Source organism: Streptomyces sp. NPDC094448 (assembly GCF_044763775.1).
Taxonomy (GTDB): domain Bacteria; phylum Actinomycetota; class Actinomycetes; order Streptomycetales; family Streptomycetaceae; genus Streptomyces.
Genome location: NZ_JBIWGU010000001.1, coordinates 41089 through 54028 on the forward strand (window position 1 = coordinate 41089; position 12940 = coordinate 54028).

At 70.5% G+C, this 12940-nt stretch carries 13 protein-coding genes; 4 read left to right on the top strand and 9 right to left on the bottom strand.

Going from position 1 to position 12940, the window contains the following annotated elements; genetic code table 11:
• Positions 1-2: 2 nt before the first annotated feature.
• A complete protein-coding gene (gene recX, locus ACIQ9E_RS00130; protein ID WP_403699488.1) occupies positions 3-590 on the top strand; it encodes a recombination regulator RecX in 588 nt (195 codons plus the stop codon).
• Positions 591-828: 238 nt separating this feature from the next.
• On the opposite strand, the gene ACIQ9E_RS00135 is transcribed toward recX, so the two are convergent.
• From ACIQ9E_RS00135 to ACIQ9E_RS00170, 8 genes are all read right to left on the bottom strand, one after another.
• Positions 829-1263: a rhodanese-like domain-containing protein gene (locus tag ACIQ9E_RS00135; RefSeq protein WP_403699491.1), complete on the bottom strand. Its 435-nt coding sequence runs from the start codon at positions 1261-1263 to the stop codon at positions 829-831.
• On the bottom strand, positions 1260-1814 hold the full coding sequence (locus tag ACIQ9E_RS00140; protein ID WP_403699494.1) for a cysteine dioxygenase: 555 nt from the start codon (positions 1812-1814) through the stop codon (positions 1260-1262). Before ACIQ9E_RS00140 ends, ACIQ9E_RS00135 begins: the two co-directional genes overlap by 4 nt.
• 90 nt (positions 1815-1904) lie before the next feature.
• Positions 1905-1991 (bottom strand): putative leader peptide, encoded by an 87-nt coding sequence (locus tag ACIQ9E_RS00145; RefSeq protein WP_338116662.1) that lies wholly within the window; start codon positions 1989-1991, stop codon positions 1905-1907.
• Between the two features lie 32 nt (positions 1992-2023).
• Positions 2024-3619 carry an FAD-dependent monooxygenase gene (locus tag ACIQ9E_RS00150; RefSeq protein ID WP_403699497.1) on the bottom strand — a complete coding sequence of 532 codons (1596 nt, stop codon included), beginning with the start codon at positions 3617-3619 and terminating at the stop codon, positions 2024-2026.
• Between the two features lie 397 nt (positions 3620-4016).
• Entirely contained in the window at positions 4017-4898 is an 882-nt protein-coding gene (locus tag ACIQ9E_RS00155) for an amino acid ABC transporter permease (protein WP_403699500.1), read from the bottom strand.
• Positions 4895-5569, bottom strand: coding sequence for an amino acid ABC transporter permease (locus ACIQ9E_RS00160; protein WP_403699503.1), 675 nt, complete (start codon positions 5567-5569; stop codon positions 4895-4897). Before ACIQ9E_RS00160 ends, ACIQ9E_RS00155 begins: the two co-directional genes overlap by 4 nt.
• Before the next feature lie 78 nt (positions 5570-5647).
• Complete coding sequence (locus tag ACIQ9E_RS00165; RefSeq protein ID WP_403699506.1) at positions 5648-6469, bottom strand: glutamate ABC transporter substrate-binding protein; 822 nt, start codon at positions 6467-6469, stop codon at positions 5648-5650.
• Between the two features lie 180 nt (positions 6470-6649).
• Positions 6650-7420: an amino acid ABC transporter ATP-binding protein gene (locus tag ACIQ9E_RS00170; RefSeq protein ID WP_403701239.1), complete on the bottom strand. Its 771-nt coding sequence runs from the start codon at positions 7418-7420 to the stop codon at positions 6650-6652.
• Positions 7421-7765: 345 nt separating this feature from the next.
• Between ACIQ9E_RS00170 and ACIQ9E_RS00175 the strand changes: the two genes are divergently transcribed.
• On the top strand, positions 7766-8482 hold the full coding sequence (locus ACIQ9E_RS00175) for a response regulator transcription factor (protein WP_403699509.1): 717 nt from the start codon (positions 7766-7768) through the stop codon (positions 8480-8482).
• 7 nt (positions 8483-8489) lie between these two features.
• Positions 8490-9893 (top strand): sensor histidine kinase, encoded by a 1404-nt coding sequence (locus ACIQ9E_RS00180; protein ID WP_403699512.1) that lies wholly within the window; start codon positions 8490-8492, stop codon positions 9891-9893.
• Here the strand turns inward: ACIQ9E_RS00180 and ACIQ9E_RS00185 are convergent.
• A complete protein-coding gene (locus ACIQ9E_RS00185; RefSeq protein WP_403699515.1) occupies positions 9883-10881 on the bottom strand; it encodes a TAXI family TRAP transporter solute-binding subunit in 999 nt (332 codons plus the stop codon). The two genes, ACIQ9E_RS00180 and ACIQ9E_RS00185, sit on opposite strands and share 11 nt — an antisense overlap.
• Before the next feature lie 413 nt (positions 10882-11294).
• On the opposite strand from ACIQ9E_RS00185, the gene miaB reads away from it, so the two are divergent.
• Positions 11295-12815: a tRNA (N6-isopentenyl adenosine(37)-C2)-methylthiotransferase MiaB gene (gene miaB, locus ACIQ9E_RS00190; protein WP_403699518.1), complete on the top strand. Its 1521-nt coding sequence runs from the start codon at positions 11295-11297 to the stop codon at positions 12813-12815.
• The last annotated feature ends 125 nt before the right edge of the window (positions 12816-12940 follow it).

Below are 12940 nucleotides of genomic sequence, written 5' to 3' on the forward strand. Positions count from 1 at the left end.
CCGTGACCCGGCGCACCGAATGGCCGGGCGGCAGTGCCGACTCGTCGAGGGCCGGGAAGGCGCTGTCGCCCCAGGATCCGGCGGAGCGGGCGCGGGCGATCTGCCTGCGCCTGCTCACCGGGACCCCGCGCACCCGCAAGCAGCTCGCGGATGCGCTGCACCGCCGGGAGATCCCGCCGGAGGTGGCCGAGGACGTGCTCTCCCGGTTCGAGGACATCGGGCTGATCGACGATGCCGCGTTCGCGGACGCCTGGGTGGAGTCGCGGCACCATGGCCGGGGGCTCGCCCGCCGTGCTCTCGCCCGCGAGCTGCGGACCAAGGGTGTGGACACGGTCCTGATCGACGAGGCGATGGGCCGGCTCGACTCCGAGAGCGAGGAGGAGACCGCCCGGGCCCTGGTCGTGCGCAAGCTGCGGGCGACCCGGGGCCTCGACCGCGACCGGAGGATCCGCCGGCTCGCCGGAATGCTGGCCCGCAAGGGCTACGGGGAGGGCATGGCGCTCCGGGTGGTCCGGCGGGCGCTGGAGGAAGAGGGGGAGCCGGACCTGGACGAGGCCATCGACGCCCTGGACCTCGAAGGTCTTCCGTAGACCGGTCCGGGATGCTTCGAAGGCCCGGCCGTGAGTACGGCGGCGCGCTCCGCGGGGGAGACCGCGGTGCCGTGACACACGGTACGGCGGACCGGGCCCCTTCCCCTGCTCCACGGAGGACGCTCCAAAGAAGGCAGGGAAAGGGGGGACCGTCAGTCCGTTCCGGGCGCCCCGTTCGTTCCCTGCTCCACGGCTGCCGTTCGACGGCTCGTCCGTCGCCGGTTCACCCGGTGACGGGTCACTTCTCCACCGGGAGTCCGGCGGCCCGCCAGGCCTGGAAGCCGCCGATCAGATCCGTCGCCCGGTGCAGCCCCAACTGCTGGAGCGAGACCGCGGCCAGCGAAGAGGCGTAGCCCTCGTTGCAGACGACCACGACCCGCAGATCGTGGTGGTCGGCCTCCGGGAGACGGTGGCTGCCCTGCGGGTCGAGCCGCCACTCCAGTTCGTTCCGCTCGACGACGACGGCCCCGGGGATGAGACCGTCCCGGTCGCGCAGCGCCGCATAGCGGATGTCGACCAGCAGGGCGCCGTTCCGCGCCTCGTCGTACGCCTGCCGGGGAGCCACCCGGTCGAGGCCCTCCCTGACCTGTTCGAGCAGGACGTCGATACCGATGGGCGCGGCGGCTCGGTCACTGCCTGCGCCGCCGACGGCGGATACACGATGGTTGTTCACTGCCAGTCCTCCGGACGTTCGACCTGTTCCAGACGGAGTACCGCGCCGCTGCGGCTGAACCTGCGGATCAGCGGCAGCGGCGGGTAGTACGCATGGACGGAGACGGCGTGCGCGTCGGACGCGTTCAGTACCTCGTGCACATGGTGCCGTCCGAAGGCCCGGCCCCGGCCGGCCCCCAGCTTCCGCCCGCGGTCGACGTCCTCGCGCAGTTCGAGGGTCTTCCAGCCGTCTGCCGGGAGCCGTACGGCCAGCGAGTGTTCCGTCAGTTCACCGACCGCGGTCGCGAAGGCGCCGACCGACTCAGCATGGTCGTGCCAGCCGGTGCCCGTAGCGGGCGGCCAGCCGATCAGCCAGGCCTCGCTGCCGCCCGGTCCGTCGAGCCGGACCCAGGTACGGCCCTCGGGGTCGAGGGGAAGCGAGGCGATCAGTTCGGGGTCGGCCGCCGCTCCGCGGACGAAGTCCAGCAGTTCGGCGGAGGTGGGGGCATGAGCGCGGGAGACCGTGGTGGCCGAGCCGGAAGTCGAAGGGGATGCGGGCACGGGCTGGGACATGAGGAACCGTCCTGGATGTTCGCGAAAGTCCGCGCGCGCAGGCGCGCACAAGGCCCGCGGGGCGCGCGAAAGGAAGGAAAGGACGCGAGGTCAGCACGACGGTCGACACACGCAGCCCGCGTAGCGGAGGAGATCCATATGGACCCTCCGCCACAGGCGTACATCGGTGCCGGTCACAAAACGGAGTACACCATGGTGCCCCCGCGGGGTCAATTGACGTCCGCGGTGCGGTCGCTGGGGGTGTCGGAGGGGCTGCCGCCGCGGACCGCGTCCGCCGCCTCGTACAGCTCCTCGGGCCGTACCCCGGAGAAGGCGGCGACGAACTGGCCGTCCGGCCGGACGAGCAGCACGGTGTGCGCGGAGGCCCCGGGGTACTCCTCTGCGACCAGCAACTCCGCCGGAACCGGGAGAGCCGAGACCGCGGATGCCAGCCGGGGCATCACGCCCGCGCTCTGCCAGTGCCGCCGGTCCCACACCCCGGTGCCCGGGGCCACCAGCACCACCAGGAGCTGCCCCTGCCCGAGCCGGTCGCGGAGCCGGGCCGCGGTGCCGTCGGGCGCGGTGATCCGTACATCCTCGACCGGAGCACCCGGTTCCGTCCCGATCGGTACATGGGCCGGAGAGCGGTCCGGGGCAAGCGGTGAATGGTGATGGACCGGGGGGGACCCCAGGGGGCCCCGGCCGAGATGGGCGTCGGTGAGCAGACCTTCGAGCCGGGCCGCACCGGGCAGTCTCGCCCGCAGGGCGCTGCCGCTGCGCAACGACGGCAGTACCTGGTCGGCGGCGCGCAGCCGGGCGGCGACCGCGCTCCGCCGCTCCGCCTGGTAACTGTCCAGCAGGGTCTCCGAGCCGCCGTGCCGGTGGACGTGCGCCAGTTTCCAGGCCAGGTTCTCGGCGTCCCTGAGCCCCTCGTCCAGCCCCTGGGTCCCGAGCGCCCCCAGCAGATGGGCCGCATCGCCCGCCAGGAAGGCCCGGTCCACCCGCCAGCGCCGGGCCAGCCGGTGGTGAACCGTGTAGACACCGGTGTCCAGGAGGTCGTACGGCGGTGTGGTGCCGCCGCACCAGGCCGCGAGGGTGTCCCGTACCCGTGCTACCAGGGTGTCGGGTGTGACCAGATCGCCGCCGGGCGGCAGCAGCCAGTCCAGCCGCCAGACATCGTCGGGCAGCGGGCGGGCGGCGATCTCGTCACCGGCGCCCCGCCAGGGGGGCTGACGGTGCAGCAGCGCCTCGTCCGGCCAGGGGAGTTCGGTACGGAGAGTGGCGACTGCCTGCCGCTCCACGGCCGTACGCCCGGGGAAGCGGATACCGAGCAGTTTGCGGACCGTCGACCGGGCTCCGTCGCAGCCCACGACATGACTGCCCCGCCACCAGGTGCCGTCCGGGCCGCGGGTGTGGACGGTGACCGTGTCGCCGTCCTGCTCCAGTGCGTCCACCCGGCTCTCGGCGACCAGCTGGACCAGCGGCTGAGCGGCGACGGCATCCCGCAGTCCGCGCGTCAGGGCGTGCTGGGGAATGTGCAGGGGCGAGGGCGGGGCGTCCCCGCCCAGCGGCAGTCGGCGTACCTCCTGCTTACGGCGCATCGCACGCCAGTGCGTCCAGCGGGCCCCTTCGTCACGGACCGTCGCACAGCCGAGGCGCTCCATGGCCGCCGTGGTGTCGGCGCGCAGCACAACGGTCCGGGCGGGGCGCGGCTCCTCGCCGCCCGTGCCTTCGTCGAGGACGACTGAGGGCACGTCCTGCTGCCCCAGCGCGAGTGCGAGCGCGAGTCCGACCGGTCCGGCCCCGACGACGATCACCGGGTCCACAGGGTGACTCCTCGGGCTCTGAGGGGCGTGAGGGCGGTTGGTGACGTAGGGGAAGGTGAGGTGGAGCCCCGGTGCGCGATCACAGAACGTATGCAACCTACTGGGGGTGCCTGCGTCAAGTGACGGGGGAGCGCCACGGCGGGCACTGATCCATCGGTGGTGCGCGGGGGCCGCCGGGAGGGGAGAAAGCCGAGGATCGGGCGGGGAGGGAATGCGGGGTGGTACGCGTGGGGCCGGGACCGTCCGGGGTGTGCCGGGTGCCCTTCACAGCGGGTGGCGGGCGCCCTTCACGGCAGCCGACGGGCGGGAGCGGGCGAGGTGTGCGGAGGAGCGGGTACGCGGGGAGGCGGCGGTGCCGTGATGGCACCGCCGCCCCCCGCCGGGTATCGGATCCGTCCTACCGGACTCCGCCGCCGGCTCCGGCCTCCACGCCGTCCTGGGCGACGACCGCCCCGGTGCTCTTCTTGCCCTGGCGCACGCGCTTCTCCAGCCAGCTCGCGAAGCTGGTGAGCGCGAAGTTCAGCAGGATGAAGATGAGGGAGATGACCGTGAGGGCCGCGATCGTGTTGGCGCCGTAGTTCGCCGTGATCGCCCGGTTCTGGTACAGCAGCTCGGTGAAGCCGAGGAGGGCGCCGCCGAGTGCGGTGTCCTTCACGATGACGACCAACTGGCTGACCAGCGCGGGCAGCATCGCGGTGACCGCCTGCGGCAGCAGGACGTACACCATCATCTGGCCCTTGCGCATACCGATCGCCTGGGCGGCGTCGGTCTGGCCCCGGGGCAGGGACAGGATGCCCGCCCGGACGATCTCCGCGATCACGGAGGCGTTGTAGAGGACCAGGCCGGTGACGACCGCGTACAGCGGACGGATCTCCGACTCCAGATCGGAGAACTCCACGAACGCCTGGAAGGCGAAGACCATCAGCAGCAGCACCGGGATGGCGCGGAAGAACTCGACCACGGCCCCGACCGGGACACGGACCCAGGCATGGTCGGAGAGCCGGCCGATGCCCAGGGCCGCGCCGAGCGGAAGGGCGATGACCAGGGCGAGGGCCGCTGCCTTGACCGTCTCCCAGAGACCGGGGAGCAGGAAGGTCGTCCAGACCTTCGAGTCTTCGACGAACGGACTCCACTTGTCCGCCGCGAGCTGGTCCTTGTCCGCCATGGTGGACAGGACCCACCACAGGACGAGGCCGAGTCCGACCAGGAATACGACGGTGTAGGCGATGTTCCGGGCCTTCGCCTTGGGGCCCGGCTCGTCGTACAGAACGGAACTCATCGCTTCACCGCCACTCGCTTGGCCACCCAGCCCAGCAGCAGACCGGTCGGCAGGGTCAGAACGATGAACCCGAAGGCGAAGACGGCGAAGACGGCGAAGAGCGCGTCGGACTCGTTCTCGACCATCGTCTTCATCAGGGCCGAGGCCTCCGCCACGCCGATCGCCGAGGCCACCGTGGTGTTCTTGGTGAGGGCGATCAGGACGTTGGTGAGCGGGGTGACGGCCGAGCGGAACGCCTGGGGGAGGACGACCAGGGTCAGTACCTGGAAGAAGCCCAGCCCCAGGGCCCGGGCGGCCTCCGCCTGGCCGACGGGGACCGTGTTGATGCCGGAGCGCAACGCCTCGCAGACGAAGGTGCCCGTGTAGGCGGTCAGTCCGAGGACGGCCATCCGGAAGCCGATGTCCTCGAAGTTCTCACCACCGAGCGTGATGCCCATGGTGGAGGCGAGGCCCAGCGAACAGGCGACGACGACCACGGTCAGCGGGGTGTTGCGGACGACGTTGACATAACCGGTGCCGAAGGCCCGCATCATGGGGACCGGGCCGACCCGCATACCGGCCAGCATCGTTCCCCAGATCAGGGAACCTATTGCCGAGTAGACGGTGAGTTTGACCGTCACCCAGAACGCGTCGAGCAGGTCGTACTGCCCTGAATCGAGGAAATCGAACACGTTGACCCGCGATCTCTCCTGGTGGTTAGGTGGCGCGCGCCGCCGGCCGGACCGGCCGGCGGCGCGTCACCGATGGCCTCAGCTCGCGTCGATCGCCGGCGCGGGCTCGCTCTGGTAGCCGGACGGACCGAAGTTGGCCTCGACGAACTTGTCCCAGGACTTGTCGGACTTCATCTTCTCCAGGGCCTTGTTGATCTTGGCCTTGAGGTCGCTGTCGCCCTTCTTGACGCCGATGCCGTACTTCTCGTCGCTCAGCTTCAGACCGGCCAGCTTGAACTTGCCCTCGTGCTCCTTCTGCGAGGCGTAGCCGGCCAGGATCGCGTCGTCCGTGGTCAGCGCGTCGACCGACTTGTTCTCCAGGCCGGTCAGGCACTCGGAGTAGCCGCCCAGGGGCTGGAGGTCGGCCTTGGGGGCGATCTTCTCCTTCATGTTCTGGGCGGAGGTCGACCCGGTGACCGAGCAGAGCTTCTTGCTGTTGAGGTCCTCGGCCTTGGTGATGCCGGTCTCGTCCTTGCGGATCAGCAGATCCTGGTGGGCCAGGAAGTACGGGCCGGCGAAGTCGACCTTCTCCTTGCGCTGGTCCGTGATCGAGTAGCTGGCGGCGATGAACTTGACGTCACCGTTGGCCAGCATCGTCTCGCGCTGGGCGCTCGGGGTCTGCTTCCACTCGATGTCCTTGGCCTCGTAGCCCAGTTCCTTGGCCACGTAGGTCGCGACGTCGACGTCGAAGCCGGTGTACTTGCCGTCCTGGGTCTTCAGGCCGATACCGGGCTGGTCGAACTTGATCCCGATGGTGATCTTCTTGCCGCCGCTGCCCGAGTCTCCGTCGCCGCACGCGGTCGCGGCGAGCGAGAGGGTCAGAACGGTGGCAATGGCCGCGGATACCTTGCGGAGCTTCATGTGAACATCCCTTGCGTCGTGGGTCGCCGTTGCGTGCATGCGGTCCATCGGCTGCCGGAGCGGACGGGCCGGAGCCCGGTCCGTGAGGGTGCGGTACGGACCGGCCGGGCCTCGGGCCCGGCCGGAAGCGCCGTTCCTGCGGCAGCCGGTGTGTTCAGGGGGGTGACGTGACCACCGGGGTCAGTGGTGCAGGATCTTCGACAGGAAGTCCTTGGCGCGGTCGCTGCGCGGATTGCTGAAGAACTCGTCGGGTGTGGCTTCTTCGACGATCCGGCCGTCGGCCATGAACACGACCCGGTTGGCAGCGGAGCGGGCGAAGCCCATCTCGTGGGTGACGACCACCATGGTCATACCGTCCCGGGCGAGCTGCTGCATCACTTCCAGCACCTCGTTGATCATCTCTGGGTCGAGTGCCGAGGTCGGCTCGTCGAACAGGATGACCTTGGGGTCCATTGCCAGTGCCCGGGCGATCGCGACCCGCTGCTGCTGGCCGCCGGACAGCTGGGCCGGGTACTTGTCGCACTGCGAGCCCACGCCGACGCGGTCCAGCAGTTCCCTGGCCCGCCGCTCGGCCTCGTCCTTGTCCTTCTTGCGGACCTTGACCTGGCCCAGCACGACGTTCTCCAGGACCGTCTTGTGGGCGAAGAGGTTGAACGACTGGAACACCATGCCGACATCGGAGCGGAGCCGGGCGAGTTCCTTGCCCTCCGACGGCAGCGGCTTGCCGTCGATCGTGATCGACCCGGAGTCGATGCTCTCCAGCCGGTTGATCGTGCGGCACAGCGTCGACTTACCGGAACCGGACGGCCCGATGACGACGACGACCTCGCCCCGGGCGATGTTCAGGTCGATGTCCTGGAGCACGTGCAACGCACCGAAGTGCTTGTTCACATCGCTCAGTACGACCAGTCCCTCGGCGCCGGGAACTGCATCCCCGTCGACCTTGGACATAGACACTCCGCTCATCGGCCCACAGCTCCCGTCCTCCTCGGTTGGGAGGACAGTAGTGACGCGGTGCGACCAGCGTCATTACATCTGAGCGGAAATTGAGGATAACGATCCGGCCTCGTCCGTATACGATGCGTGAGGAAGGCGGCCGGCGGCGTACCGGGTGGATAACGGAAACCGGCGGTCTCCCGAATGCCTCTTGACTCTCCGTACCGGATCGGCCTTGATGCCGAGGTACACCATGCCGCGCGCCGGGCAAGCACCATCACCGGGGAGCGCGAACACATCGAAGGACCGAGGCCGCGGGGTCAGTACCGCGGCGGGGTGCCACGGACCGGAGGGGGGCCGTTGAGACTGCTGCTCGTCGAGGACGACAACCATGTCGCCGCGGCCCTGTCGGCCGTCCTCGCCCGGCACGGCTTCGACGTGGTGCACGCCCGCAACGGCGAAGAGGCCCTGCGGGCGGTCCTCCCCGCGACCCACCCCGGCAAACCGCCCTTCGCTGTGGTGCTGCTCGACCTCGGACTGCCCGATCAGGACGGCTACCAGGTCTGCGGAAAACTGCGGAAGCTCACCTCCACTCCGGTGATCATGGTGACTGCGCGCGCCGATGTACGTTCCCGGATCCACGGCCTGAACCTCGGCGCCGACGACTATGTCGTCAAGCCGTACGACACCGGTGAACTGCTGGCCCGTATCCATGCCGTGGCCCGGCGCACCTCCGCAGGCGACGAGTCGCCCGCCTCGGGGCCCGCAGGAGCGGCGGACGATGCGCTGCGGCTCGGCGGAGTCACCGTCGAACTGCCCACCCGGCGCGTCCGGGTGGACGGCGAGACCGTCCAGCTCACCCGCAAGGAGTTCGATCTGCTGGCCCTGCTCGCGCAGCGGCCGGGCGTCGTCTTCCGCCGGGAGCAGATCATCAGCGAGGTGTGGCACACCAGCTGGGAGGGGACCGGCCGGACCCTGGAGGTGCATGTGGCATCGCTGCGCTCCAAACTGAGGATGCCCGCGCTGATCGAGACCGTCCGCGGGGTCGGCTACCGCCTTGTGACGCCGGGCGACTGACGGGACCGTGCGCACTCGTCTGCTGCCGCTGCTCATCGTCCTCATGGCGGGGGTGCTGCTGGCACTCGGCTTCCCCCTGGCCGTCAGCGTTGCCTCGGCACAGCAACAGGAAGTGGTGGTCGACCGGATCGACGACACCGTGCGGTTCGCGGCCCTGGCGCAGTTCGTCTCGGACGGTGAGGGCGTCGAGGACGAGCGGCTCTCCACGCTCCAGGACCAGTTGAACCGCTACTACTCCACCTACGGCATCCACGTCGGTGTCTTCCTGCGGAACGGCAGATCGCATCTGGCGCGGGCTCCCCAGGACTGGGGGGTCCCGCCGGAGGGCGAGGGCCAGCAGGCGTTCCGCGAGGCCCTGTCGGGGCGCCGGTCGCAGGACCCGCCGCAGGTGTGGCCCTGGGACCGCGACGGCCGGCTGGTCGTCGCCTCGCCCGTGGTACGGGACGGGGACGTCGTCGCCGTCGTCCTCACCGATTCGCCCACCGGCCATCTGCGCTCCCGGACCCTCCGCGGCTGGCTGCTGATCGCGGCGGGCGAGGCGGCGGCCATGCTGCTCGCCGTCGGCGCCGCCTTCCGGCTGACCGGATGGGTGCTCCGTCCCGTACGGGTACTCGACGCCGCCACCCACGACATCGCCACCGGCCGGCTGAAGTCCCGGGTCGCGGCCGCGGGCGGACCGCCCGAGCTGCGCCGGCTGGCCCGCTCCTTCAACGAGATGGCCGACAACGTCGAGGGCGTACTCGAACAACAGCGGGCGTTCGTCGCCGACGCCTCCCACCAGTTGCGCAATCCCCTGGCCGCCCTGCTGCTGCGGATCGAACTGCTGGCCCTGGAACTGCCCGAGGGAAACGAGGAGATCGCCTCCGTCCGTACCGAGGGCCGCCGCCTCGCCCAGGTCCTGGACGATCTGCTCGACCTTGCGCTCGCCGAACACTCCGCCGCCGACCTCGAACTGGCGGACATCGGCGCACTCGCCGCCGAGCGGGTGGCCTCCTGGCGCCCCGTCGCCGAGGACAAGGGTGTCCGGCTCATGGGCAACGGCGGCGCCGTCACGGCCTGGGTGGACCCGATCGCCCTGTCGAGCGCGCTGGACGCGGTGATCGACAATGCGGTGAAGTTCACCCCGCGGGGCGAGACGGTCACCGTGGCCGTGGCCTCCCAGGGCGACACCACCACTGTGGTGATCACCGACGGCGGCCCCGGGCTCACCGAGGACGAACTGGTCCGGATCGGCGACCGTTTCTGGCGCAGCAACCGCCACCAGAACATCAAGGGCTCCGGCCTCGGACTCTCCATATCCCGTGCCCTCCTCTCCGCGGGCGGCGGCCGGATCTCGTACGAACACCACGAGCCACAGGGCCTCAAGGTCACCCTGACCGTCCCCCGCACCCCGCCCGTCCCTACGGTTTGACCGAGCGGTAGTAGCGCCGCGCCCCCTCGTGCAGGGGCAGGGGATCGGTGTAGATGGCGGTACGGAGATCGACGAGCTGGGCGGGGTGGACCGTGTTGCCTATGCGATCGCGGCTCTTGATCACCGTGCGGGTGAAGCCTTCCACCAGCGCCGGGTCGATCCGGTCCGTGGTCACCAGCAGATTCGCTACGGCCATCGAGTCGACCGGCAGCCCGCTCTGGGTGAGGGGATACAGATCGGGCGGCATGACCGCGAAGCGGTAGTACGTCGTCGGATTGCCGGTGCTGTGGACCTTCGATACCAGGTCGCGTCCGAGCGGGACCAGACGTATGCGGAAGCGCTCCGAGAGCGACTCCACCGAGGTGGTGGGGAGCCCGCCGGACCAGAAGAAGGCGTCTATCGTGCCGTTCGCCAGCAGTTGGGGGACGGTGTCGATGCCGTTCGGCGCGGCGGTGACGTCCTTCGCGGGGTCGAGCCCGGCGGCGGCCAGCAGCCGGTCCGCTATCAGCCGCACCCCGGACCCCGGCTGTCCCACGCCTACCTTCAGCCCCCGGAGATCGGCGACCTTCCGGACCCGGGATCCGGCGGGCACCACCAGTTGCACATAGTCGTCGTAGAGCCGGGCGCAGCCCCGCAGCCGGTCCGCGCCCGGCTTGCCGTCCTGCTGGTACTTGGCGACGGCGTCGGCGGTGGCGATGGTGAAGTCCGCCTCCCCGGACGCCACCCGGGCCAGATTCTCCTGGGAGCCTTCGCTCGTCCGCAGCGCTATGTCCACCTCCGGCAGGTCCTTGGCGAGGGCGACCTGGAGCAGTGCGCCGTACCGCTGGTAGACGCCGCTTTGGACACCGGTGCTGAAGGTCACCGAGCCGCGGGGGTCCGGCTCGCCGAGCGGCAGCAGCCACCACAGCATCAGTCCGAGCGCCGCGAGCACGGCGGCGGACACGGTCAGCGCGCGCCGGCGCCCCGTCCGGAGCAGGTTGGTGAACATGCTTGCGATCCTGTCAGTTACTCACCGTGATGACCAGACCGATGGCGAGGACTCGCCAGAGACGGAATTCCAGCCTCCGGCGGGGCGGGCCGGCTGCCGCTCGCCGCCGCAGGCCCGCCCGCTGCCCAGCGCTGCCCGCCGGTGTCCGCCGGTGTCCGGCCCCGCCCGGCCCCGCCCGGCCTCGGCCCGTCCGGCTTGGCGCGGCTCGCACCCGCACCGCGCCCGTTCACAGTGCCCGTACCCGTACCCGCGCCGGCGCCCGCACCCGCTCCGGCGCTCGCGCCCGTACCCGCGCCGGTGTACGGCCCCGGCCCGGCCCGCGCCCGTACCCGAGCCCGCTCCGACCCCGTTGCAGTCCTGCCTTCGCCCGGGTTCCGGCCGGGGGCACGCCGGACAACGCCTACTCTTGTTGCATGAGCAGCAGGGACCGGAGCGGCGCAGTGGATGCCACACGTACATATGAGGTTCGTACCTACGGGTGCCAGATGAACGTCCACGACTCGGAGCGCCTCTCGGGTCTGCTGGAGGGCGCGGGATACGTCCGCGCCCCCGAGGGTTCCGACGGCGACGCGGATGTCGTCGTCTTCAACACCTGCGCGGTCCGCGAGAACGCCGACAACAAGCTGTACGGCAACCTCGGCCGGCTCGCCCCCCGGAAGACGCAGCGCCCCGGCATGCAGATCGCCGTCGGCGGCTGTCTCGCGCAGAAGGACCGCGACACGATCGTCAAGCGCGCCCCCTGGGTCGATGTCGTCTTCGGTACGCACAACATCGGGAAGCTGCCCGTTCTCCTGGAGCGTGCCCGGGTGCAGGAGGAGGCACAGGTCGAGATCGCGGAGTCCCTGGAGGCCTTCCCCTCGACCCTGCCGACCCGGCGCGAGTCCGCGTACGCCGCCTGGGTCTCCATCTCCGTGGGCTGCAACAACACCTGCACCTTCTGTATCGTCCCCGCGCTGCGCGGCAAGGAGAAGGACCGCAGGCCGGGCGATATCCTCGCGGAGATCGAGGCGCTGGTCGCCGAGGGCGTCTCCGAGATCACCCTGCTCGGCCAGAACGTCAACGCCTACGGCTCCGACATCGGCGACCGCGAGGCCTTCAGCAAGCTGCTCCGCGCCTGCGGAGGCATCGAGGGCCTGGAGCGCGTCCGCTTCACCTCCCCGCACCCGCGCGACTTCACCGACGACGTCATCGCCGCCATGGCCGAGACGCCGAACGTGATGCCCCAGCTCCATATGCCGCTCCAGTCCGGTTCGGACGCCGTCCTGCGGGCCATGCGCCGCTCCTACCGGCAGGAGCGTTTCCTCGGGATCATCGAGAAGGTGCGTGCGGCCATCCCCCACGCCGCCATCTCGACCGACATCATCGTCGGCTTCCCGGGTGAGACCGAGGAGGACTTCGAGCAGACGCTGCACACGGTCCGCGAGGCCCGTTTCGCCAATGCCTTCACCTTCCAGTACTCCAAGCGCCCCGGCACCCCCGCGGCCACCATGGACGGGCAGATCCCCAAGGAGGTTGTGCAGGCGCGCTACGAGCGGCTGGTCGCGCTCCAGGAGGAGATCTCCTGGGACGAGAACAAGAAGCAGGTCGGCCGGACCCTCGACGTGATGGTCGCCGAGGGCGAGGGCCGCAAGGACGGTGCCACCCGCCGCCTCTCCGGCCGCGCCCCCGACAACCGCCTGGTCCACTTCACCCAGCCGGACGAGGACGTACGGCCGGGCGATGTGGTCACTGTCGCGATCACCTACGCGGCTCCGCACCACCTGCTCGCGGAGGGGCCCGTCTCCGCGGTGCGGCGCACCCGCGCCGGGGACGCCTGGCAGAAGCGGAACGAAGCGCCGGCACCGGCGCCCGCCGGGGTCATGCTGGGGCTGCCCTCGGTCGGCATCCCCGCACCCCTGCCCGCCGCCTCGACGCCCGCCTGCGGCGCGGTCTGAGGACCCGGGAAACGGGAATCCACAGAAAGCACAGCAGGCACAGCAGGCACAGCAGGCACAGCAGGCACGGAAAGCACGGAAGGCGCTGGGGTACGGAAGTAGGGGACACCCGGCCCGGATCAGGT